Annotated in this window: 25 protein-coding genes; 9 read left to right on the top strand and 16 right to left on the bottom strand. The window is 63.7% G+C overall.

Annotated features, from left to right (window positions below; translation table 11 throughout):
• Positions 1–13 precede the first annotated feature (13 nt).
• From hisF to hisB, 4 genes are read right to left on the bottom strand one after another with little or no spacing between them, the layout of a single operon-like run.
• Entirely contained in the window at positions 14–793 is a 780-nt protein-coding gene (gene hisF / locus K663_RS10140; protein WP_062116935.1) for an imidazole glycerol phosphate synthase subunit HisF, read from the bottom strand.
• Positions 790–1527 (bottom strand): 1-(5-phosphoribosyl)-5-[(5-phosphoribosylamino)methylideneamino]imidazole-4-carboxamide isomerase, encoded by a 738-nt coding sequence (gene hisA, locus K663_RS10135; RefSeq protein ID WP_062116932.1) that lies wholly within the window; start codon positions 1525–1527, stop codon positions 790–792. Before hisA ends, hisF begins: the two co-directional genes overlap by 4 nt.
• A gap of 25 nt (positions 1528–1552) precedes the next feature.
• Positions 1553–2170: an imidazole glycerol phosphate synthase subunit HisH gene (gene hisH, locus K663_RS10130; protein WP_062116929.1), complete on the bottom strand. Its 618-nt coding sequence runs from the start codon at positions 2168–2170 to the stop codon at positions 1553–1555.
• Positions 2167–2754, bottom strand: a complete 588-nt coding sequence (gene hisB, locus K663_RS10125; RefSeq protein WP_062116926.1) for an imidazoleglycerol-phosphate dehydratase HisB — start codon at positions 2752–2754, stop codon at positions 2167–2169. Before hisB ends, hisH begins: the two co-directional genes overlap by 4 nt.
• Before the next feature lie 98 nt (positions 2755–2852).
• On the opposite strand from hisB, the gene K663_RS10120 reads away from it, so the two are divergent.
• The 3 genes from K663_RS10120 (at position 2853) to K663_RS10110 (ending at position 5170) form a co-directional block, all read left to right on the top strand.
• The gene (locus K663_RS10120) at positions 2853–3329 is read left to right on the top strand and encodes an SspB family protein (protein ID WP_062116923.1); all 477 of its coding nucleotides are present in this window, start codon (positions 2853–2855) and stop codon (positions 3327–3329) included.
• A 67-nt stretch (positions 3330–3396) separates the two neighbouring features.
• Positions 3397–4782 carry a class II fumarate hydratase gene (fumC, locus tag K663_RS10115; RefSeq protein WP_062120666.1) on the top strand — a complete coding sequence of 462 codons (1386 nt, stop codon included), beginning with the start codon at positions 3397–3399 and terminating at the stop codon, positions 4780–4782.
• Positions 4783–4822: 40 nt separating this feature from the next.
• Positions 4823–5170 (top strand): hypothetical protein, encoded by a 348-nt coding sequence (locus K663_RS10110; protein WP_062116920.1) that lies wholly within the window; start codon positions 4823–4825, stop codon positions 5168–5170.
• Here the strand turns inward: K663_RS10110 and K663_RS10105 are convergent.
• A complete protein-coding gene (locus tag K663_RS10105) occupies positions 5167–5766 on the bottom strand; it encodes a DUF2585 domain-containing protein (RefSeq protein WP_443018921.1) in 600 nt (199 codons plus the stop codon). The genes K663_RS10110 and K663_RS10105 overlap by 4 nt on opposite strands.
• A gap of 27 nt (positions 5767–5793) precedes the next feature.
• Between K663_RS10105 and gmk the strand changes: the two genes are divergently transcribed.
• Positions 5794–6459 (top strand): guanylate kinase, encoded by a 666-nt coding sequence (gmk, locus tag K663_RS10100; RefSeq protein ID WP_037466526.1) that lies wholly within the window; start codon positions 5794–5796, stop codon positions 6457–6459.
• A gap of 3 nt (positions 6460–6462) precedes the next feature.
• On the opposite strand, the gene K663_RS10095 is transcribed toward gmk, so the two are convergent.
• Both K663_RS10095 and lgt read right to left on the bottom strand, forming a co-directional pair.
• Positions 6463–7533 (bottom strand): class I SAM-dependent methyltransferase, encoded by a 1071-nt coding sequence (locus K663_RS10095; protein ID WP_062116914.1) that lies wholly within the window; start codon positions 7531–7533, stop codon positions 6463–6465.
• On the bottom strand, positions 7523–8425 hold the full coding sequence (lgt, locus tag K663_RS10090) for a prolipoprotein diacylglyceryl transferase (RefSeq protein ID WP_201026621.1): 903 nt from the start codon (positions 8423–8425) through the stop codon (positions 7523–7525). The genes K663_RS10095 and lgt overlap by 11 nt, the downstream gene beginning before the upstream one ends.
• Positions 8426–8585: 160 nt before the next feature.
• Here lgt and K663_RS10085 point away from each other — a divergent pair, with 160 nt between their 5' ends.
• On the top strand, positions 8586–9296 hold the full coding sequence (locus K663_RS10085; RefSeq protein ID WP_062120660.1) for a helix-turn-helix domain-containing protein: 711 nt from the start codon (positions 8586–8588) through the stop codon (positions 9294–9296).
• A gap of 113 nt (positions 9297–9409) precedes the next feature.
• Here the strand turns inward: K663_RS10085 and rplI are convergent, their stop codons facing one another.
• The 9 genes from rplI to K663_RS10040 all read right to left on the bottom strand — a co-directional run bounded on the left by rplI (position 9410) and on the right by K663_RS10040 (position 16712).
• Positions 9410–10006, bottom strand: a complete 597-nt coding sequence (gene rplI, locus K663_RS10080) for a 50S ribosomal protein L9 (RefSeq protein WP_062116911.1) — start codon at positions 10004–10006, stop codon at positions 9410–9412.
• 13 nt (positions 10007–10019) lie between these two features.
• Positions 10020–10244, bottom strand: a complete 225-nt coding sequence (rpsR, locus tag K663_RS10075) for a 30S ribosomal protein S18 (RefSeq protein ID WP_004212076.1) — start codon at positions 10242–10244, stop codon at positions 10020–10022.
• A 13-nt stretch (positions 10245–10257) separates the two neighbouring features.
• Positions 10258–10689 carry a 30S ribosomal protein S6 gene (gene rpsF, locus K663_RS10070; protein WP_062116908.1) on the bottom strand — a complete coding sequence of 144 codons (432 nt, stop codon included), beginning with the start codon at positions 10687–10689 and terminating at the stop codon, positions 10258–10260.
• 175 nt (positions 10690–10864) lie between these two features.
• The gene (locus K663_RS10065; RefSeq protein WP_062116905.1) at positions 10865–11248 is read right to left on the bottom strand and encodes a BLUF domain-containing protein; all 384 of its coding nucleotides are present in this window, start codon (positions 11246–11248) and stop codon (positions 10865–10867) included.
• Between the two features lie 157 nt (positions 11249–11405).
• The gene (locus tag K663_RS10060) at positions 11406–11768 is read right to left on the bottom strand and encodes an RcnB family protein (protein WP_062116902.1); all 363 of its coding nucleotides are present in this window, start codon (positions 11766–11768) and stop codon (positions 11406–11408) included.
• Positions 11769–11891: 123 nt separating this feature from the next.
• Positions 11892–13097, bottom strand: a complete 1206-nt coding sequence (locus K663_RS10055; protein ID WP_062116899.1) for an ABC transporter permease — start codon at positions 13095–13097, stop codon at positions 11892–11894.
• Between the two features lie 43 nt (positions 13098–13140).
• Positions 13141–13839, bottom strand: a complete 699-nt coding sequence (locus K663_RS10050; protein ID WP_062116896.1) for an ABC transporter ATP-binding protein — start codon at positions 13837–13839, stop codon at positions 13141–13143.
• 4 nt (positions 13840–13843) lie between these two features.
• Complete coding sequence (locus K663_RS10045) at positions 13844–15274, bottom strand: efflux RND transporter periplasmic adaptor subunit (protein ID WP_062116893.1); 1431 nt, start codon at positions 15272–15274, stop codon at positions 13844–13846.
• Positions 15264–16712, bottom strand: a complete 1449-nt coding sequence (locus K663_RS10040; protein ID WP_062116890.1) for an efflux transporter outer membrane subunit — start codon at positions 16710–16712, stop codon at positions 15264–15266. Before K663_RS10040 ends, K663_RS10045 begins: the two co-directional genes overlap by 11 nt.
• Positions 16713–16884: 172 nt before the next feature.
• On the opposite strand from K663_RS10040, the gene fabD reads away from it, so the two are divergent.
• The 4 genes from fabD (at position 16885) to fabF (ending at position 20451) form a co-directional block, all read left to right on the top strand.
• Entirely contained in the window at positions 16885–17820 is a 936-nt protein-coding gene (gene fabD, locus K663_RS10035; RefSeq protein WP_062120657.1) for an ACP S-malonyltransferase, read from the top strand.
• A gap of 20 nt (positions 17821–17840) precedes the next feature.
• Positions 17841–18581 carry a 3-oxoacyl-[acyl-carrier-protein] reductase gene (gene fabG / locus K663_RS10030; RefSeq protein WP_062116887.1) on the top strand — a complete coding sequence of 247 codons (741 nt, stop codon included), beginning with the start codon at positions 17841–17843 and terminating at the stop codon, positions 18579–18581.
• A 198-nt stretch (positions 18582–18779) separates the two neighbouring features.
• Positions 18780–19013, top strand: coding sequence for an acyl carrier protein (locus tag K663_RS10025; RefSeq protein WP_007689016.1), 234 nt, complete (start codon positions 18780–18782; stop codon positions 19011–19013).
• Positions 19014–19191: 178 nt separating this feature from the next.
• Positions 19192–20451, top strand: a complete 1260-nt coding sequence (fabF, locus tag K663_RS10020; RefSeq protein ID WP_062116884.1) for a beta-ketoacyl-ACP synthase II — start codon at positions 19192–19194, stop codon at positions 20449–20451.
• Positions 20452–20453: the final 2 nt, after the last annotated feature.

Genomic DNA, 20453 nt, shown 5'->3' with positions numbered 1-20453 from the left:
CAAAACTTGTGCGTCAGAGCGAACGGACGGGCACGCCCGCAGCGGCCAGCGCCTGATGCGCCTGCGCCACCGTATGCTGGCCGAAGTGGAATATCGAGGCAGCAAGGACGGCGCTGGCATGGCCTTCGATCACGCCTTCGACCAGGTGTTGGAGCGTGCCGACGCCGCCGCTGGCGATGACGGGGACTGATACGGCATCGGCGATGGTGCGGGTGAGGGCGAGGTCATAGCCCTGTTTCGTGCCGTCGCCATCCATGGACGTGACCAGCAATTCCCCCGCGCCCAACTGCGCCAGCCGGACGGCATGTTCGACGGCGTCGATGCCGGTCGGTTTGCGGCCGCCATGGGTGAAGATTTCCCAGCGCGGCTTTCCATCGGGACCGTTGCCGACGCGGCGGGCATCGACGGAGCCGACAATGCACTGGCTGCCGAAGCGGTCGGCGATATCCGCGACGACTTCCGGGCGCGTGACGGCGGCGCTGTTGACGGCGACCTTGTCTGCACCGGCCAGCAGGAGGGCGCGGGCGTCCTCCGGGCTACGCACGCCACCGCCCACGGTTACGGGCATGAAGCAGACTTCGGCAGTGCGGCGCACTACGTCCAATATGGTGCCGCGCGCTTCGTGTGTGGCCGTGATGTCGAGGAAACAAAGTTCGTCCGCGCCCGCAGCGTCATAGACCCGCGCCTGTTCAACCGGATCGCCCGCGTCGCGCAGGTCGACGAAATTGACGCCCTTCACGACGCGCCCATTGGCGACGTCCAGGCAGGGGATGACGCGGGTGCAGACGGTCATGCCGCAGCCTGGGCAATCGCCAGAGCGGATTTGAGGTCAAGCCGCCCGTCATAGAGCGCGCGGCCCGTTATGACGCCTTCAATCCCTTCGTCGGCATGAAGGCTGAGGATGCGGATGTCGGCAATCCCGGCAACGCCGCCGCTGGCGATGACCGGAATGTCGGTCGAGCGGGCCAGATCCACCGTCGCCTCTATATTGCAGCCTTTGAGCAGGCCGTCGCGGCCCACATCGGTGAAGAGCAGGCTGGCGACGCCCGCATCCTCGAACCGGCGGGCAAGGTCGGCGACGGGCATGTCGGACTTTTCCGCCCAGCCATCGGTCGCGACGAAGCCGTCGCGGGCATCGACGGCGACCACAATGCCGCCGGGGAAATCGCGCGCGGCGGCCTTTACAAAGGCGGGATCCTTGAGCGCGGCGGTGCCGATGACGATGCGCGACACGCCCAGGTCGAACCAGCGTTCGACCGCTTCACGATTGCGGATGCCACCGCCCAGTTGGACATGGCCCGGAAAGGCTTCGACGATCCGCTCGACCGCTTCGGCGTTAACCGCATGACCGGCAAAGCTGCCGTCGAGGTCGACGACATGCAGGTGCTTTGCGCCCGCCTCGGCGAAGATCAGCGCCTGTGCCGCTGGGTCATCGCCATAGACGGTGGCGCGGTTCATGTCGCCTTCGGCCAGGCGAACGACCTGGCCACCTTTGAGGTCGATGGCGGGGAAAACGATCAAGGACATCAGATATACCTGGTGCGGAGCGGGGTCATGGACGCCACTCCAGGAAGCGGGACAGGAAGGAAAGGCCATAGGTCTGGCTCTTTTCCGGGTGGAACTGGCAGCCGATGATGGTGTCGCGGGCGACCGCTGCGACCAGCGTGCCGCCATGATCGGTGACGGCGGCGACATGGGCGGGATCGGCCGCTTCGAAATGATAGCTGTGCAGGAAATAGGCCTCGCCCGGTTCCAGCAGGGGCGGCGCGCCGTTCAGCACCACCTTGTTCCAGCCCATATGGGGCACCTTGATCGTCGGGTCCGTCGGCTCGATCAGCCGCACCGTGCCGGGAATCCAGCCAAGACCCTGATGCCGCCCGAACTCCTCGCCTGCATCGGCGAGAAGCTGCATGCCGACGCACACGCCAAGGAAGGGCGTGCCGCGATCGCCCACTGCCTCGTTCATCGCATCGATCATGCCGGGAATGGCGGACAGCGCATCCATGCATGCGCGGAAAGCGCCGACGCCGGGCAGGACGATCCGGTCCGCCTTTGCCACCACTTGCGGATCGGCGGTGATGACGGCGTCCTGCGCCCCCGCTTTGCGCAGGGCGTTATGAACCGAATGAAGGTTGCCTGCGCCGTAGTCGATGAGGGCAAGCGCGGTCACAACATCCCCTTGGTGGAGGGGATTGCGTCCGCCTTGCGCGGGTCGATCTCCACCGCCTGCCGCAGCGCGCGGGCGAGCCCCTTGAAGCAGCTTTCGACGATATGGTGATTGTTACTGCCGTAGAGATTTTCGACATGCAGCGTGATCCCGGCAGCCTGCGCGAAGCTGTGGAACCAGTGTTCGATCATCTCCGTATCCCATTCGCCGAGGCGCTGGACCGTAAAGTCAGCCTTGAACACGATCCATGGGCGGCCGGAAATGTCGAGCGACACGCGGGTCAGCGTCTCGTCCATCGGCGCATAGGCTGTGCCGTAACGGGATATACCGCGCTTGTCCGCCAACGCCTTGGCCACCGCTTCGCCAATCGCGATCGCGGTATCCTCGGTCGTGTGATGCTGGTCGACATGCAGGTCGCCGACCGTCCTCACATCCATGTCGATCAGCGAATGGCGCGACAGCTGCTCGATCATATGATCGAGGAAGCCGATGCCGGTGGAGACGGTATAGACGCCGGACCCGTCCAGGTTGACGGTCACGTCGATCTGCGTTTCCGCAGTGTTGCGGTGAATTTCGGCCGTGCGCATGGCTGCGCCCTATACCGAAGTGGGGGTGCCATGCAATGTGGCGTTGCATGTGCGGGGCGCACTTGACCGGACGCGCCGCGCCGTTAGGACAATGGAGCATGAGCGACGACCTGCCCGATAGCCTGATTCCCTACGATGAAATCGTGCAGGAGGCCCTGCGCGCCGTGGTCGGCCGCGTGCTGGGCGAAGTCGAGCGTTCCGGCGGCCTGCCGGGCGCGCATCATTTCTACATCACCTTCAAGACGCAGGCGCCGGGCGTAAATATCCCCAAGCAGTTGGTGGATCGATTCCCGGACGAAATGACCATCGTCCTCCAGAATAAATTCTGGGACCTGAAGGTCGGCAGCGATGGCTTCGAAGTCAGCCTGACCTTCAATCAGGTGGCGGCGCACCTCGTCATTCCCTTCGCCGCGATCACGGCCTTTGTCGATCCGGCGGTGAATTTCGCGCTTCAGTTCCAGGTGCAGTCCGATGGATCGCCTGAACCGCATGAGGAAGCAGAAAACGACGCGCCGCAGGTAAAGAGCGAAGACGGCTCCAATGTCGTCACCGTGGACTTCGGCAAGAAGAAATAAAGGCTGGCGGATAGCCGGTCCGCATCCCAGATTGGCGGCGTTCCCTGAACCTGAAAAGGGGGTTGCCTTGTCCGATACCCGCACCGAAACCGACAGCATCGGCGCCATAGAGGTGCCCGCCAGCGCCTATTGGGGCGCGCAGACCCAGCGCAGCATCGAAAATTTCCCCTTCGGTTCCACTGAGCGGATGCCCATTGGCGTCGTTCATGCGCTCGCCATCGTCAAACAGGCGGCGGCGCGGGTCAATCGGGCGGAGGGGCTGGATTCCGAAATCGCCGACGCGATTGAAGCGGCCGCCGACAGCGTGGTGGTGGGCGATCATGACGATCAGTTCCCGCTCGTCATCTGGCAAACCGGCAGCGGTACGCAGTCGAACATGAACGTGAATGAGGTGATTGCGGGACTCGCCAATGAAGCGCTGACTGGCCAGCGTGGCGGCAAGGCACCGGTCCATCCCAACGATCATGTGAATATGGGCCAGTCCTCCAACGACAGCTTCCCGACGGCGCTGCACATCGCCGCAGCGCGTGCGGCGGTGGACCAGCTTTTCCCGGCGCTGGACCGCCTGCACAAGGCGCTCGACGCCAAGGCGCAGGCGTGGGGCGGCATCGTGAAGATCGGCCGCACCCATTTGCAGGACGCCACGCCGCTGACGCTGGGTCAGGAATTTTCCGGCTACGCGCATCAGCTCTATCGGTGCCGCAAGCGTATTGAGCCATCGGTCATGCACGGCATGATGGCGCTGGCTCAGGGCGGCACGGCGGTGGGCACCGGCCTGAACGCGCCGGATGGCTTCGACGTCGCCATTGCGCGGGAGATCGCCGCAATCACTGGCCTGCCATTCCGCACCGCCGACAACAAGTTCGAGGCGCTGGCCTCCAACGATCCGCTTGTCCACCTTTCCTCGACGCTGTCCACGCTGGCCGTGGCGCTGACGAAGATCGCCAATGACATTCGCCTGCTGGGCAGTGGGCCACGGTCGGGGCTGGGCGAACTGGATCTGCCCGCGAACGAACCGGGAAGTTCGATCATGCCGGGCAAGGTAAACCCGACCCAGTGCGAAATGCTGACGATGGTGGCCGCGCAGGTGATCGGCAATCATCAGGCGGTCACGGTCGGCGGGCTTCAGGGGCATCTGGAACTCAACGTCTTCAAGCCGATGATCGGCGCGGCGGTGCTGCGCTCCGTCCATCTGCTAAGCGTCGGGATGGACAGCTTCGCCGCGCGCTGCGTCGAAGGGTTGGAGGCGAATGAGGGGCGGATCGCCGAACTGGTTGACCGCTCCCTGATGCTGGTGACGGCGCTCGCCCCGGAGATCGGCTATGACAACGCCGCGAAGATCGCAAAGCACGCCCATGCAAAGGGGTTGACCCTCAAACAGGCGGGTCTTGCACTGGGCCTGATCGATGAAGAGAGTTTCGACCGACTGGTCAGGCCGGAAAATATGGTGTGAACTGGCGGAACCGCCCGTTGTGCGATACATTAAGAACGATATGAAGAAGATCGCTTCCAAACAGCCGCTTGTGACCGTCCGCCCGCCGCGCAAGGCGGGCCTGCTGCGAAAGACTGCGCGTCTGGGCGCGGCGATCGTTGCGGCGCGAGTTGCAGCTGCGACGGGCAAGAAGGGCGTCGTCGGGCTGGTCGCTGGCATGGGCGCGAAAAGGCTGATCATGCGGCACCCCATGGGCGCTCTCTTTGTGACGGGTGCCTATCTGGCCGGAAAGGCTTATGAGGCCAAGCGGGAAGTGGATCGCAAGCGCGCGGTGAAGGCTCTGCCGGATCTGAGCGACCAGCCAGTGCCCATCGCGCAGGCGAGAAAAACGGGTGCAACCAAGGCCTAAAGCGCCGACTGCCAGATCTTTACGGCCTCGATCGGCCAGGCAAGCATCAGCACATTGAGCGTAAGATTGTCGCGTATGACCGTCAGCGCAACCAGTTCCATCGCAATCCCGGCGCAGACCGTTACCGCAACCGGCGCGCGGGCTGCGAACAGGAAGCCAAGCGTCATCATGCCAATGTCGCTCATCGAGTTCAGGATCGTGTCGCCACTATAGCCCAGGGCAATCGTCGCCGCCCGATAGCGGTCGATAATGATTGGCGAGTTTTCCAAAATTTCCCATACGCACTCCACCAGCACGGCCAGGGCAAGGCGCGGGCCGAGCGGCTGGCGGCGCATCAGCAAATGCGCGGCGGCGTAGAACAGGAAGCCGTGGATCACATGGCTCAGGCTGTACCAGTCGGCGATATGCTGGCTGTTGCCGCTGTCGAGCGCGCCATGCCATAGTTCGACATGGCCGCAGGAGCAAATTGGTGGGCGGGCCATCAGGAACAGTAGCGCGCCGGCCAGCAGCACGATGGCGGCGGCGGTCAGATAACCGCGGCGATTGCGGATGGCCTTGTGTCTCAAAGAATCGTCCCCCTCGCGGCCTCTTGCCAAATGCGCTCCACGGCGTCACTAGCGGCCATGGCCGACAGCATCCCCATCGAGACGCCCGATTTCAAGCGGCGTGGCGTGCTCTTCGTTCTGTCCTCGCCCTCTGGCGCGGGCAAATCCACCATTGCGCGCAAGCTTCTGGCCGCAGAGCCCGACCTTGCCATGTCGGTATCCGCGACGACGCGGCCGATGCGGCCTGGGGAGGTCGAGGGCAAGGACTATCATTTCGTCGATCTGGAAGAATTTCGCCGGATGACGGCGGACCAGGAATTTCTTGAGTGGGCCCATGTCTTTGGCCAGCGCTACGGCACGCCCCGCGCGCCGGTGGAGGCGATGCTGAAGAGCGGGCGCGACGTGCTGTTCGACATCGACTGGCAGGGCGCGCAGCAACTGCACCAGATTGCGGGCGGCGACGTCGTCCGTGTGTTCATCCTGCCGCCTTCGATGGAGGAACTGGAGCGCCGCCTGCGTGGTCGCGCTACCGACAGCGAGGAAGTCATCGAAGGCCGCATGTCCCGCGCCGCCAATGAAATCGCGCACTGGGACGGCTATGACTATGTGCTGTGCAATGTCGATGCGGACGATTGTTTCCAACGCGTCCAGACCATCCTGCACGCCGAACGCATGAAGCGCAGCCGCCAGACTGGCCTGATCGGCTTCATCCGGCGTCTCAGCCGTTATCATCAGGAAGATTGAGGGTTAAAGTTCGAACCCGGCAGGCTCCACCCATTCGGGGTGGACCCACGCCATCGCCTTGAACAACGTGCCCATCGCATCGTCCGCCGTCAGCCTCAGCCGCGCCGCTTCCACCTCCGCCGCCCGCGCGGGAGTCGTGCGCGCCAGTTGGTCGGCCCGCGCATCGATGCCCAGCTGGCGCAGGAACGCGCCCTGACCTACCGGACCCAGTACGCGAAGCCCCGCCTGCCGCGCCATATTGCCGATCATCGTGAAATCAACATGGGTGGTCAGATCGCTCTCGCCCGGCTCTACGAAGGGATCGGCATATTGATGGTTGCGCACGGCCTGCAACGTGTCGCCAACCGCTGGCCCTTCATAGCCATAGTCGATGATGATCGCCGCGCCTCCTTGTCGGGCGATCCGTTGCGCCAGTTCCAGTGCGATGGCTGTCCCTGCAAGCGGCATTTCCAGGATCGCGCCATCGGGCGCATCGGTGGCGATGGCGGGAATGCCCGATTCGACGCGGCGATAACCGGGCATCGCTTCGAACCGGCCGGGCTGCCCGTTATCGGGCCGCACGACGACACGCTCGCGCCATTCATCGCCACTGCGCACGATCTGACGAACCGGCAGCGCATCGAAAAATTCATTGGCCACGACGAGCAGTGGGCCGCTGTCCGGCAGCCCGCCAACCGCGTCATGATGAAAGACGGTCGGCAGCATAGACCGCTGCCGCTCGCGCAGGCTGGGGCTGGTTTCCACGAAGTGCGGCGGGGGCGTGAAGCCTATGTTCGCCATGGCGCGCAGGGCATCCGCCGCGAGGGTGCCGCGTCCGGGGCCAAGTTCGGCATAGAGCGCATTGGGCCTGCTGCCCGACCGCATCCAGACATCGGCAAGGCACAGGCCGACCAGCTCGCCGAACATCTGGCTGATTTCAGGCGCGGTCGTGAAGTCGCCCGCAGCGCCCAGCGGATCGCGGGTGCCGTAATAATGCTGATTCGCCTCGGCCATGTAGTGGGCGACCGAAATGGGGCCGCCCGCACTGATTTGCCGGGCGAGGCGTTCTGCCAGCGTCAGCTGTTCAGCTGACACTCGCGCTTCCCGCGATCGGTTCGACGCGGACGCGGCGGCCCTTTGCAGTGACGATAAGGTAGAGGCCGCCCAGGATCATCGGCACGCACAGCCATTGGCCCATATGCAGGCCGGTGCGCGCAGCGAACTCCATCAGCTGCGCGTCCGCCTCGCGATAAAATTCGATGCCGAAACGGAACAGCCCGTAGAAAAAGAGGAACAGGCCGACGAGCAGGCCCGGCTTGTACCGCGCGCGCGTTTTCCAGAAGGCGAAGCCAAGGATGAGGAGCAGGACGAGACCTTCGAAAAAGGCTTCGTAAAGCTGGCTCGGGTGGCGCGGGAATGGGCCGCCGGTCGGGAAGATGATGGCCCATGGAACATCGGTTTCCTTGCCCCACAACTCGCCATTCACGAAATTGGCGAGGCGACCGAAGAACAGGCCGAAGGGGACACAGCAGGCGACATAGTCATGGATGCGCAGCCAGGACAGTTGCTCCTTGCGCGCCATGTACAGCACGCCCAGCGACACGCCGATGACCCCGCCGTGGAACGACATGCCGCCATTCCACAGCTTCAGGATATCGAGCGGATTGCGCAGGATTTCCGGCTGGTAGAACAGGACATAGGCCAGACGCCCGCCGATGATGATGCCAAGCGTCGCGTAGAAGATCATGTCATCGGCATGACGGCGCGCCATGGGCGATCCGGGCTGGGCAACCAGTTTCAGCAGATACCAGTAGCCGACCAATATGCCCGCCAGATAGGCGAGGCTGTACCATTTCAGCGTGAAGAAGCCGAGGTCCAGCGCAACCGGGCTGAGACCCAGCTGATCGAAACGGATGGCGCCAGATGCGGCGGCGGCAAGCTCAAGGATCAAGTTGTCGTTCCCCTTGGGAAATATGGCCTTCGCCATAGAGCAGGATAGGGCGTTGAGGGAAGGGGGCTGTCATTTTAGCTTGGCATTCGAATGGGCGGGCCGCAGGATAAGGAAGAATGACTTCCATGTCCCGGATCGGATCAAAGCTTATGCAGGCATTAACGCGGTGGAAACCCACCGGTGCCAATATGATGGCATGACCCAGGATCCATTTATCGAACAATCGTCAGTATCCGGCGATCAGCGCGAAACCGCCCGCTGGCCCATTCGGCTGGAGCTGCCCGGCGCGCTCGGCGGCGAGTCGGCCGATGTCATGGTTCATGATATTTCGACCGCTGGCATGTTGATCGAGACCAAAGCGCGGCTGAAACAGGGCCAGGCTGTGCTGGTAACCCTGCCCGAAGCAGGCGCGGTGGCCGCCCGCGTGGTGTGGCAGGATGAACCGCTGTTCGGATGCCGATTCGACGACGCGCTGCCCCAGGCCGCCGTCAGTGCGACCCGGTTGCGCGGCACGATGCGCAGCGATGGCCGACCGGTCGATCATGTCCCGTCGGACAAGCAACGGGAAATGCTGCCGGAGCGATTACGTCGCCTGCGCCGGGAACGCGGCATAAGCCGCACCGAGCTGTCGGAACGGACAGGATTCAGCAAACCTTCACTGTGGGCATGGGAAACGGGGAAGACGATGCCGCGGCGCAAGAACCTGCTCGTGCTGGCGGAAGTTTTCGGCCTGACCGAGCAGCAGCTTGTGCTGGGTGAGGCGACTGCGACGCCGCGCCAGTCCGATCCGGCCCTGCTTTCCCGTCCCGCCCGGCAGCTTCACGATGTTATCGACGCGGCAAAGGGCGAGATTGCCATGCACGCGGGCGTCGACAAATCCAGGGTGCATATCCGCATCGACTATTAAAGGGGGCTGATGGGGGGCTGGCCGCCAGCGTCGTCCTCGTCCATCTCCACCGCGATCCAAAAAAAAAGCCGCCCGGCTAGGGGCGGCTTTCTTTTTCAGTCCGCTTGGAAAGCTTAGGCTTCTTCGGCCGGGGCTTCTTCGGTTTCCGTGGCGATTTCGCCCGGCTCCGCATTCGGATCATAATCTTCGGTGAAGCCGCTCTCGTCCTTTTCGAACAGGTCGGCCATCACGTCCACGCCCTGCGCCTGCAACTCGGCCTCTTCGGGCGAGCGTGCGACGTTCACCTGAATGGTGGTCAGGACTTCGGGGTGCAGCGCGACCTTGACGTCGAACAGGCCCAGGGTCTTGATCGGGCGTTCCAGCACGATCATCGCCTTGGTGACGTTGGTAACGCCATCGGCATGCAGTGCTTCGACCACGTCACGCACGGCGACCGAACCATAAAGATGGCCGGCGTTCGACGACTGGCGGATCAGGACGATCTGCTTGCCGTTGACGCCTTCGGCAGCCTTTTCAGCGTCGCCACGGCGGGCGGCGTTGTCGGCTTCAATCTTCGCGCGGTTGGCTTCGAAGACCTTCTTGTTGGCGTTGTTGGAGCGCAGCGCCTTCTTGTTGGGCAGCAGGAAGTTACGAGCGTAACCGTCCTTCACGGTGACGACGTCACCGATGGCGCCCAGCTTCTCGATCCGTTCGAGGAGAATGATTTCCATGAGTCTTACTCCCTCACTTCACGATGTAGGGCAGCAGGCCCAGGTGACGGGCGCGCTTGATGGCCTGGGCCAGCTCGCGCTGCTTCTTGGCGGAAACCGCGGTGATGCGGCTGGGGACGATCTTGCCGCGCTCGGACACGAAGCCCTGGAGCAGACGGACGTCCTTGTAATCGATCTTCGGCGCATCCTTGGCGGCGAAGGGGCAGCTCTTGCGGCGGCGGAAAAACGGGCGTGCCATGTTTCAGATCTCCTTATTCGCCAGCCGGGGCGTCTTCGCGGTCGCGGCGCGGGCCACGATCTTCGCGAAGGCCACGGTCACCACGATCGCCACGGGGACCGCGATCACCGCGCTCGGAGCGTTCCTGCTTGCGCATCATGACCGACGGGCCGGTTTCCAGTTCATCGACCTTGACGGTCATGTAGCGGATGATGTCTTCGTTGATCTGGGTCTGGCGCTCCAGTTCCGCGACGACGCCGGCGGGGGCGTCGATGTTCAGCATCACATAGTGAGCCTTGCGGTTCTTGGCGATCTTGTAGGCGAGGCTGCGCAGGCCCCAGGTCTCGACCTTGGTAACCTTGCCGTCATTATCCTCGACGATCTTGGTGGCGGTTTCCGCCAGTGCGTCCACCTGCGCCTGTGCCAGATCCTGGCGCGCAAGGAACACATGCTCGTAAAGAGCCATGGGTATTGCCTCATCTGTTGGCCGATCGCTGACGTCCACCCCATGTGGAACGCCCCTCCGGCTGTCGTCTCAAACAGTCTATCGCCTGCCGCGAGTCACCCCCGTGGCATGCGAAGCGGGGCCTATGGCGCAAACATGGCCCAAAGGCAAGCGGATGCTGGCCTGTGATCCGGTGTCAGCGGCGATGCATCTCCGCCGATCCGATGAAATGGGCGCGGGTCGATGCGCTGGCCTGGTCGAGCAGGGCAGCGACTTTGTCCTTCAGGCGGTCGGAGGGCCGGGCGGGATCGTCATAGGCCATGCCCCAATTGCCGAATTCGCGTTCGTCGATGACGGATTCGCGCAACTTCACCACGCCCCGGTGCCGCTCGTCGCGGCAGATGCGTTCGTAGGTGCTTTCCACGGCTAGGCGAGGTCCTTCGAGAACCTGGATGAAGCGTTTGCCGTTGAACAGCAGCAGCCCCGTGACGTCCGCCATCCTGTTCCGGACACCCGCGGCACGCGCGATTGCAGCGCACTGGTCCGCCGAGACAGCCCCCTGGGCGCTGCTGATATACATGATCTGGTACAAGGACATATATTTCCCGAATGAAGACGCCCCCCGGCGTGGCTATGCCACTGAAACGCTTTCCAATTCGTATTTAACTTCGATCATGAAAAAGCGCCCCGGGGGAGAGAGAGCCCGGAGCGCTTGTCCGCCTGATGGTGGCGGATGATTAGCGGATGGCGCTGCCGATCACAGCGCCGATGATGCCGCTGGTAAGTGCAACCAGGACGGCGTCATTGCCCGACCGGACCCACTGATACCCACGCGGCGGGGTGTTCAGGCGGTAATCGCGATAGTTGTTGATCACGCGATAATTGGCTGCATGGCGGCGGTCGAAACGCTGGCCCTTGGCCCAGCGGCGATGGTCATTCTTGCGCACCACGGTCTTTTGCTTGACCACGGTGCGGCCATTAGGCCCCTGCTTCACGACGCGGTGGACCTCACGGTGGGGCGCGGCCTGCGCCTGCGTGGCGACCAGCGGGCTTGCGACCATGGTGGTTGCGGCCAGGCTCATCAGCAGCTTCTTGATCATGTCATGTGCTCCTTGCTTAAATCCCTTGCGCCGATGGTCCGGCGTTGAAGACAGATTTAGGCGGGAGTTGTCGCAAAGCTGTGCCGGGCAGCGGACTTAAGTGTCGGAAATTGTAACAGGTCCTCACTCATGCCGAAGCGCGTCGATGGGATTGAGCGCGGCAGCGCGCCGGGCAGGAAAATAGCCGAACACCACGCCGATCGCCGCCGAAAAGAGAAAGGCGATCAGGTTCACCTTCGGGTCGAAGATGAAGGGCACCTGCATCAGCGGCGCAATGGCGACAGATGCGATGAGGGCGAGGAACAGCCCGATCAGCCCGCCCAGGCAGGACAAGACGATTGCTTCGACCAGGAATTGCATCAGCACCTCGCGGGCGACCGCGCCGATGGCAAGGCGGATGCCGATCTCACGGGTGCGCTCCGTCACCGACACCAGCATGATGTTCATGATGCCGATGCCGCCCACCAGCAGGGATATGGCCGCGACCGCCGCGACGATCTGCGTCAATATCGTGGTAGTGCCGGTCAGCGTGTCGCTTATCTGCTTGGTGTCGAAGACGTTGAAATTATCCTCCGCGCCCGGCTTTATCTTCCGTCGCTCGCGCACCAGATCCTCCAGGCTCGCCTGCACGGTGGAGGTGTCATAGGCGTCGTCCACGGCGACCAGGATCTGGCTGATGTCGCGGTCGCCGGTGAAGCGGCGCTGGACGAACTTGATCGGCATGACGACGACATCATCCTGGTCGCCAAAGCCGCCTTGCCCGCGCGTCGCCAACGCGCCGATCACCTGACAGGACACGCCCTTGATGCGCAGTCGCTTGCCGACCGGGTCGCTGCCCTGGAACAGGTTGGTGCGCACGGTATTGCCGATGATGCAGACAGGCTTTCCGGCCTCTTCCTCATCGGGCAGGAACAGTCGGCCGGTATCCACCTTCCAGCTTTGCACTTCGAAATAGGCGGCGGTGGTGCCGTAGACGGTCGTTGACCAGTTGGAACCTTCGTAAATGGCGGTGCCGCTCGACTGGACCAGCGGCGCGACGGCGCGCACGCCGGTCAGCTGGTTTTCGATGGCGGTGAGGTCTGCCGGCTTGAAGTCGGGCGGACGTGGGCCGCCGCCGCCGCGGCCGAAACCCTGTCCGGGACGAAGCTGCAGGACGTTGGCGCCCAGCGAACTGATCTGTTCCCGGACGGCGGCGGTCGCGCCATTGCCCAGCGTCACCATGGTGACGACCGCCGCCACGCCGATGATGATGCCCAGCGTCGTCAGGAAACTGCGCAGCTTGTGCCGGTTGATCGCGCGAAAGGCGAGGATGACAGTTGTGCCTAGCATGGGTTCGCCTCGCGATGTTCAGGCGCGGGTGAGGGGCGAATCGTCATGCCGCCAGTCCTCGCTCCGTCCGCTCCACATGCCCGTCCTTGAAATGCACGATGGTCCGGGCAAAGGCCGCCATGTCGGGTTCGTGGGTGACCATCAGCACGGTGATACCGCTACTCCTGTTCAGGTCCGTCAGCAGTTCCATGATCTCGATGGACCGTTCCGAATCAAGGTTGCCGGTCGGCTCGTCGGCCAGAAGCACCGCGGGCTGGGTGACGATTGCGCGGGCAATGGCGACGCGCTGCTGCTGACCGCCGGACAGTTCGGCAGGGGTGTGATCCCACCACTCCTTCAGCCCCACCTTGTCGAGCGCCGCCATGCCCGAATCGTAGCGGGTCTTCTTGTCCTCGCCGCGATACAGCAGGGGCAGTTCGACATTTTCCAGCGCGGTGGTGCGCGACAGCAGGTTGAACCCCTGAAACACGAAGCCGAAATAGCGCCGCCGCAGCAGCGCGCGTTGATCGCGGTCCAGCGTTTCCACATGGCGGCCCTTGAACAGGAACTCGCCGGCGGTCGGCACATCAAGGCAGCCCAGGATGTTCATCGTCGTCGATTTGCCGGAGCCGGACGGTCCCATGACCGCGACGAAGTCACCCTCCGCAATGTCGAGGTCAATGCCCTTCAGCGCCGCGAACGCGGTTGGTCCCGAGCCATAGACCTTCGTCACGCCGCGCAGCGAGATGATCGGATCGGCCATCCTGTCAGGCGCCGTTCTGGCGGCCGGTGCCACGCGGTTGGCCGCCCTGGCCGTTGCGGTCCCGCTGCTGGCCGCCACCGTTCGAGCTGTCCTCTGCTGGCTGTTCCTGCCCTGCCGCAAGCTGGCCGGTGATGACGCGCATGCCGGGCTTCAGGTCGCCGCTGGTGATGACCGTGCGTGATCCATCGCTGGCGCCGACGACCACCTGCACCGGTTTGGGATTGCCGTCGGCGTCCACGACATAGACCGTCTGGCTGCTGCCGACGCCCAGGGTGACCTGCCGCGCATTGCCACGGCGGAAGCGCCGTGGGCCGGGCACGATCTGGCTCGTGATGCCGCCGCCTTCCGCCGCGCCGCTGCTCGGCTTGAAGCGCAGGGCGGCGTTGGGGATGAGCAGTACGTCGTTCAGTTTCTGCGTCACGATATCTGCGGTCGCGGTCATGCCGGGTCGCAGCGTCTCGTCCTTGTTATCCACGGCCAACACTGCGGTGTAGGCGACGACGGTGCCGGTGGTGCTGGCGGTCGTGCTGCTGCCGGAGGTGGAGGATAAGGAACTGCTCGACGCGTTGGAGCCTACATTGACGCGCGTCACCCGCGCGGGGAAACTGCGGCCGGGGAAGGCATCGACGGCGAAGGTCGCTTCCTGTCCGTCCTTCACCTGACCGACGTCTGCCTCGTCCACCGAAACCTCAACCTCCATCTGTGTCAGGTCTTCAGCAATGGTGAAGAGGACAGGGGCGTTGAGCGATGCCGCGACGGTCTGGCCCGGCTCGATATTGCGGGACAGCACGACGCCGGTCACGGGGGACACGATCTGCGCGATCGACAAATTGGTTTGTGCTGTCGAAAGCTGCGCGCGGGCGACATCGACCTGCGCCTGCTGCGCCCGCAGATTGCCCAGCGCCGACTGATAGTCCGCACGCGCCGCGTCCAGCTCCGTCTTGGCGGGCACGCGCCCGCCGGACAGGCGAAAGACATTCAGCTGCCGGTCCAGCGTTGCCTTCGCCAGCGCGACCTGCGCCTGTGCCTGCGCCACGCTGGCCTGCGAAGCCGACACCTGCGCCCGGTTCTGGTTGATCGTATCGACAAGCCGTCTGGTATCCAGCTCGGCAAGCCGCTGCCCTTTGGTGACCCGGTCATTCACATCGACATAGACCTGCGTGATCTTGCCCGACTGTTCGGAACCGACATCGACCTGATTGATGGGTTTCAGATTGCCCGTCGCCGACACCGTGACGGTCAGGTCGCCGCGTCGCACCTCCCGCGTCGCGAAATTCGGTTGGTCACTGCCCGAAAAGCAGCGGGCCAGAAGCAGAATGGCGATCAACAGCGCAACGCCGATCGCGCCGCGTATCACCCATTTGCGCCACGGCTTTTCCGGCGGCGTGCCGAGAAAATCGTCCAGATCCTGGTCCTTGCTCACATCATTGCTCATTCGGGCGGGTGTCCATATTCTGCCAGCCGCCGCCCAGCGCATTATAAAGCTGGGCGATGGCCAGGACCTCGTCGGCCTGCGCGGCGGCAAGGCTGTTGCGCGCGTTCAGCAGGGTGTTTTCGCTGGTGGAAAGCGTCTGAAAGTCGATCAGTCCCGCCTGATACTGGCTGCGCGCCAGGATCGCGGCATTGCTCGACGCTTCGAAGGCGGTGCGGAACTCCGCCGCCCGCAGGCGCGCGCTGGTCAGCGATGCCATGGCGTTTTCCACATCCTCCAGCGCCAGAAGCACGCTCTGCTTGTAGGCGGCGAAGGCACCATCGGCGGCCGCCTTTTGCGACCTGACCTGCGAGGCAAGCCGACCGCCATCGAAAATGACCTGCGCGACATTGGCGAACACGCTGCCGGTAATCAGGTCGAACAGACCTTTGATTGCTGTCGCGTTAGTGCCGATATTCCCGCTGATGCCCAGCGATGGATAAAGTTGCGCCTGAGCCACCCCGATCCTTGCTGTGGCGGCGGCCAGCGCTCGTTCGGCGCTGCGCACATCGGGCCGCTGGCGCAGCGTATCGGCGGGAATGCCGGTGGCGATATCGCTGGCGGCGGTGGGGATAGGCGCTGCTGTTTCCAGCGTGCGGGTCGCCTCGCCCGGCGCCTGCCCGGTGAGTACAGCGATGCGATTGAGGCTGCCGCGCCGGCTGGCCTCCAGCTGCGGGATGGTCGCGTTGGTCTGGGCCAGTTGCGCCCGCGCCTGCTGCTCGTCGAGCGAGGAGACCAGCCCCGCCTGCAAGCGCCACCGGGCGATGTCGAAATTGTCCTGCTGCACCGCCTGCGTTTCCCGCGCGATGCGCAGTTGCTCCTGCGCCTGCCGCGCCTGCACATAGTTGGTGACGAGTTCGGCGATGATCGTCATCCGCACATTGGCAAGATCATATCCCGACGCGGCGAGATCAGCCCGCGCGGCCTCGGCGGAACGGGACAGTTCGCTGAACAGGTCGATCTGCCAACTCGCGTTGGCGCCCAAGGAATAGCTGCTGCTCCACTTGCCCTCGCCGGTGGAGACGACGACGCCATCCACGACCCGCGTGCCGCCGCCGCGATTCGAATAGTTGCGGCCGCCTGAACCCGATCCGGTCACTTGCGGCAGGAAGGAAGCATTCGCCTGCCGCAGGGATTCGCGCGCCTGCCGCAACCGCGCCTGCGCCTGCACTATGTCCAGATTGCTGGCGACTGTCTGGTCGATCAGGCTGCTGAGCGCCGGATCGTTGAGGCGCGTCCACCATGTCGCCAGCGCAGCCTGGTCGACCGGCGCATTGCCGCCCTGGCTGTATGCGGCCGGCACGCCGAGCGTCGCAGGCGGCGGCGCCTTATAGTTCGGGCCGGAGGCACAGGCGGACAGGGCCAGCGCGGTCCCGGTGATCCAGGCAATGCGATATCGCACCTTTTCCTTATACTCCGTCGTCGTTAAAGGGACGCGACCTTGGGGGTGGAGGCGGTCCAGTGTGGGGAAACTGCCGAAACGTGCCGGATGCCTCAACGGCATTTGTGTCTCAAAGTGTAACGATCTTGAAAAGCGGCGCTTTTGTGGGCGTCCTTGCATCAGAGGGTGAATGATGAGGGCATTTCTTTTTCCGGGGCAGGGCAGTCAGTCGGTGGGCATGGGCAAGGCGCTGGCCGATGCAAGCCCCGCCGCGAGGGAGTTGTTTCAGGAGGTCGATGACGCCCTGTCGCAGCATTTGTTCCGCATCATGGTGGAAGGCCCGGAAAGCGACCTGACCCTCACCGAGAATGCGCAACCCGCGATCATGGCGAACGCCCTTGCTACGCTGCGCGTGATGCAGCGGGAGGGCGGCTTTTCGCTGGCGGAAAAGGGTGACTTCGTCGCCGGTCACAGCCTGGGCGAATATAGCGCACTCTGCGCCGCCGAAGCATTCGACATTGGCACGACGTCGCGGCTGTTGAAGCTGCGCGGGCGGGCAATGCAGGCGGCGGTGCCAGTGGGTGAAGGCGCGATGGCCGCCTTGCTGGGCGCAGACATCGAAAAAGCGCAGGCGCTGGCCGATGCGGCTGCCGAAGGCGAAGTGTGTACTGTCGCCAATGACAATGACCCGACGCAGGTCGTCATCTCCGGTCATCGCGGCGCGATCGAGCGCGCCGTGGCACTGGTGAAGGAACATGGCATCAAGCGCGGCGTCCTGCTGCCCGTATCCGCGCCTTTCCACTGCCCACTGATGCAGCCCGCCGCAGATGCGATGGAACAAGCACTGGGCAAGGCGACGATCAACACGCCGCTGCTCCCGGTCTACGCCAACGTGCTCGCCGCGCCGATCGCCGATCCCGAAGACATAAAGGCGCGCCTGGTCGAACAGGTGACCGGCCGCGTCCGCTGGCGTGAATCGGTCGCCGCGATGTGGGAAGCGGGCGTCACCGACTTCGTCGAACTGGGCGGCAAGGTGCTCGGCCCGATGGTAAAGCGCATCGCCCCCGACGCGACCGTGCGCAGCGTGGTGACGATGGACGACATCGAGGCGGCGTTGAGCGCCTTCTGAAAAGACAAGGATAAGACACTATGTTCGATCTGACAGGCATGACCGCGCTGGTAACCGGCGCTTCCGGCGGCATCGGGTCCGCCATCGCCCGGGCGCTCGCCGCGCAGGGTGCGACGCTTGCGCTTTCGGGCAGCAATGAAGAGAAGCTGAAAGCCTTCGCGGCGGAATTGGGCGGCGATCACAAGACCCTGGTCTGCAATCTTTCCGATTCCGCTTCGGTCGATGCGCTGGTGCCGCAGGCGGTCGAGGCGCTGGGCGGCAAGATCGACATCCTTGTCAACAATGCCGGCATCACCCGCGATAATCTGGTGATGCGGATGAAGGATGATGAATGGTCGGACGTCATCTCCGTCAATCTGGAAGCCGCGTTCCGCCTCGCTCGCGCGGCCGCCAAGCCGATGATGAAGGCGCGCTTCGGCCGCATCATTTCAATCACCTCGATCGTCGGCGTCACCGGCAATCCGGGCCAGAGCAATTACGCAGCGTCGAAGGCGGGCATCATCGGCATGTCGAAGTCGCTGGCCCAGGAACTGGCCAGCCGCGGTATCACCGTGAACTGCGTCGCGCCCGGCTTCATTCGCTCCGCCATGACCGATGCGCTCAACGACGCGCAGAAGGGCGCGATCCTGCAAAAAATCCCCGCCGGGGATCTTGGCAATGGTCAGGATATCGGCGCTGCCGTCGTCTATCTCGCCAGCCGCGAAGCAGGCTATGTCACCGGCCAGACGCTGCATGTGAATGGCGGCATGGCGATGATCTGAGGCCGCAGCGATTCGAGCGCCTTTCCCGCCTTCTCCCGTTTGCAACAGGATGGCCTTATGTCATCCCGGTACAAGGAGCAGGCTGGAATCGTGCTTTTCTATCGTTTCTTGCCTCTTGCCTCTGCCGGGGCTTGGCTCTAGGGCATGCCTTAACAGATATTCACAACCATCAACGATACCCAGTAAAAAGGACCACTCATGAGTGAGACCGCGGATCGCGTTAAGAAAATCGTCGTCGAACATCTGGGCGTCGAAGCCGAAAAGGTGACCGAGGATGCAAGCTTCATCGACGATCTGGGCGCAGACAGCCTGGACATCGTTGAGCTGGTGATGGCTTTCGAAGAAGAATTCGGCGTCGAGATCCCCGACGATGCGGCTGAGAAGATCGCCACCGTCAAGGACGCGATCGACTATATCGACAGCAAGCAGTAAGAGCGTTTCGCGGCTCGCCTGCAATGGCAGGGCCGCATGCGTTTGGAAGGAAATGGCTCCTCCTGTCCGGCAGCACCGGGTCTTGGGGAGCCTTTTCGTATCTGGACCGCCGTTCACAACCGCTGTCGAAGCGGCTAAGGAGCGGCGCAAGCCTTAAGAAGATTTTCGGAGCAGATATATGCGTCGCGTCGTCGTAACCGGCCTTGGCATGGTGAGCCCCTTGGGCGGAGATGTTGAAACCACCTGGAAGAACATCCTCGCGTCCAGATCCGGCGCGGCCACGATCGCGCGCTTCGACGCCAGCGAATATAAGTGCCGCATCGCCTGCGAAGTGAAGCCCGCAGACCATGAATATGGCTATGATCCCTCGTACGACGTCGATCACAAGATTCAGCGGCAGGTCGATCCCTTCATCGTCTATGGCATCTCCGCCGCCAGCCAGGCGCTGCGCGACGCGGGCCTGGACAATATGTCGGAGGAAGAACGGCTGCGCGCAGGCTGCTCCATCGGTTCGGGCATCGGCGGTCTGCCGGGCATCGAAAGCGAATCGCTGGTCCTGGCGAACAAGGGCCCCAGCCGCGTGTCGCCGCACTTCGTGCATGGCCGCCTCATCAACCTGATTTCCGGCCAGGTCTCGATTAAATATGGCCTGATGGGTCCGAACCATGCGGTCGTCACCGCATGTTCGACCGGCGCCCACTCGATCGGCGACGCCGCGCGCATGATCGCCATGGATGACGCCGACGTCATGCTGGCGGGCGGCGCGGAAAGCGCGATCTGTCCGATTGGCATCGCCGGTTTCGCGCAAGCGCGCGCCTTGTCCACCGCCTTCAACGACACGCCGGAAAAGGCGTCGCGCCCCTACGACGTCAACCGCGACGGCTTCGTCATGGGCGAAGGGGCGGGCGTGGTCGTGCTCGAAGAATATGAGCATGCCAAGAAGCGCGGCGCGCGTATTTATGCCGAGGTCATCGGCTACGGCCTGTCTGGCGATGCCTATCATGTCACGGCCCCTCATCCGGAGGGCAGCGGCGGATACCGCTCGATGGAAATGGCGCTCAGGAAGTCCGGCCTCAGCCTTGCGGATATCGACTACGTCAACGCGCACGGCACTTCCACCCCGCTCGGCGACGAATTGGAACTGGGCGCGGTGAAGCGCCTGTTCGGCGACAATATCGCGACCATGTCGATGAGCAGCACCAAGTCCGCCATCGGTCATCTTCTGGGCGGCGCGGGCGCGGTGGAGAGCATTTTCTGCATCCTCGCGATGCGCGACCAGATCGTTCCGCCGACGCTGAACCTTGATGAACCCAGCGAAAGCTGCGCGGGCGTCGATCTGGTCCCCCATGTCGCCAAGGAGCGCAAGGTGCGCGCGGTGCTCAACAACAGCTTCGGCTTTGGCGGCACCAACGCGTCGCTTATCATGAAGGCGATCTGATA

Source organism: Sphingobium sp. MI1205, from assembly GCF_001563285.1.
GTDB lineage: Bacteria > Pseudomonadota > Alphaproteobacteria > Sphingomonadales > Sphingomonadaceae > Sphingobium.
This window is presented reverse-complemented; position numbering and strand designations above follow the sequence as displayed.

Coding starts and splice junctions, on each gene's coding strand:
- hisF (WP_062116935.1), bottom strand. CDS start 793: ATGACCGTCTGCACCCGCGTCATCCCCTGCCTGGACGTCGCCAATGGG.
- hisA (WP_062116932.1), bottom strand. CDS start 1,527: ATGTCCTTGATCGTTTTCCCCGCCATCGACCTCAAAGGTGGCCAGGTC.
- hisB (WP_062116926.1), bottom strand. CDS start 2,754: ATGCGCACGGCCGAAATTCACCGCAACACTGCGGAAACGCAGATCGAC.
- K663_RS10120 (WP_062116923.1), top strand. CDS start 2,853: ATGAGCGACGACCTGCCCGATAGCCTGATTCCCTACGATGAAATCGTG.
- K663_RS10110 (WP_062116920.1), top strand. CDS start 4,823: ATGAAGAAGATCGCTTCCAAACAGCCGCTTGTGACCGTCCGCCCGCCG.
- gmk (WP_037466526.1), top strand. CDS start 5,794: ATGGCCGACAGCATCCCCATCGAGACGCCCGATTTCAAGCGGCGTGGC.
- lgt (WP_201026621.1), bottom strand. CDS start 8,425: ATGGCGAAGGCCATATTTCCCAAGGGGAACGACAACTTGATCCTTGAG.
- K663_RS10085 (WP_062120660.1), top strand. CDS start 8,586: ATGACCCAGGATCCATTTATCGAACAATCGTCAGTATCCGGCGATCAG.
- rplI (WP_062116911.1), bottom strand. CDS start 10,006: ATGGAAATCATTCTCCTCGAACGGATCGAGAAGCTGGGCGCCATCGGT.
- rpsR (WP_004212076.1), bottom strand. CDS start 10,244: ATGGCACGCCCGTTTTTCCGCCGCCGCAAGAGCTGCCCCTTCGCCGCC.
- rpsF (WP_062116908.1), bottom strand. CDS start 10,689: ATGGCTCTTTACGAGCATGTGTTCCTTGCGCGCCAGGATCTGGCACAG.
- K663_RS10065 (WP_062116905.1), bottom strand. CDS start 11,248: ATGTATATCAGCAGCGCCCAGGGGGCTGTCTCGGCGGACCAGTGCGCT.
- K663_RS10060 (WP_062116902.1), bottom strand. CDS start 11,768: ATGATCAAGAAGCTGCTGATGAGCCTGGCCGCAACCACCATGGTCGCA.
- K663_RS10055 (WP_062116899.1), bottom strand. CDS start 13,097: ATGCTAGGCACAACTGTCATCCTCGCCTTTCGCGCGATCAACCGGCAC.
- K663_RS10050 (WP_062116896.1), bottom strand. CDS start 13,839: ATGGCCGATCCGATCATCTCGCTGCGCGGCGTGACGAAGGTCTATGGC.
- K663_RS10045 (WP_062116893.1), bottom strand. CDS start 15,274: ATGAGCAATGATGTGAGCAAGGACCAGGATCTGGACGATTTTCTCGGC.
- fabD (WP_062120657.1), top strand. CDS start 16,885: ATGAGGGCATTTCTTTTTCCGGGGCAGGGCAGTCAGTCGGTGGGCATG.
- fabG (WP_062116887.1), top strand. CDS start 17,841: ATGTTCGATCTGACAGGCATGACCGCGCTGGTAACCGGCGCTTCCGGC.
- K663_RS10025 (WP_007689016.1), top strand. CDS start 18,780: ATGAGTGAGACCGCGGATCGCGTTAAGAAAATCGTCGTCGAACATCTG.
- fabF (WP_062116884.1), top strand. CDS start 19,192: ATGCGTCGCGTCGTCGTAACCGGCCTTGGCATGGTGAGCCCCTTGGGC.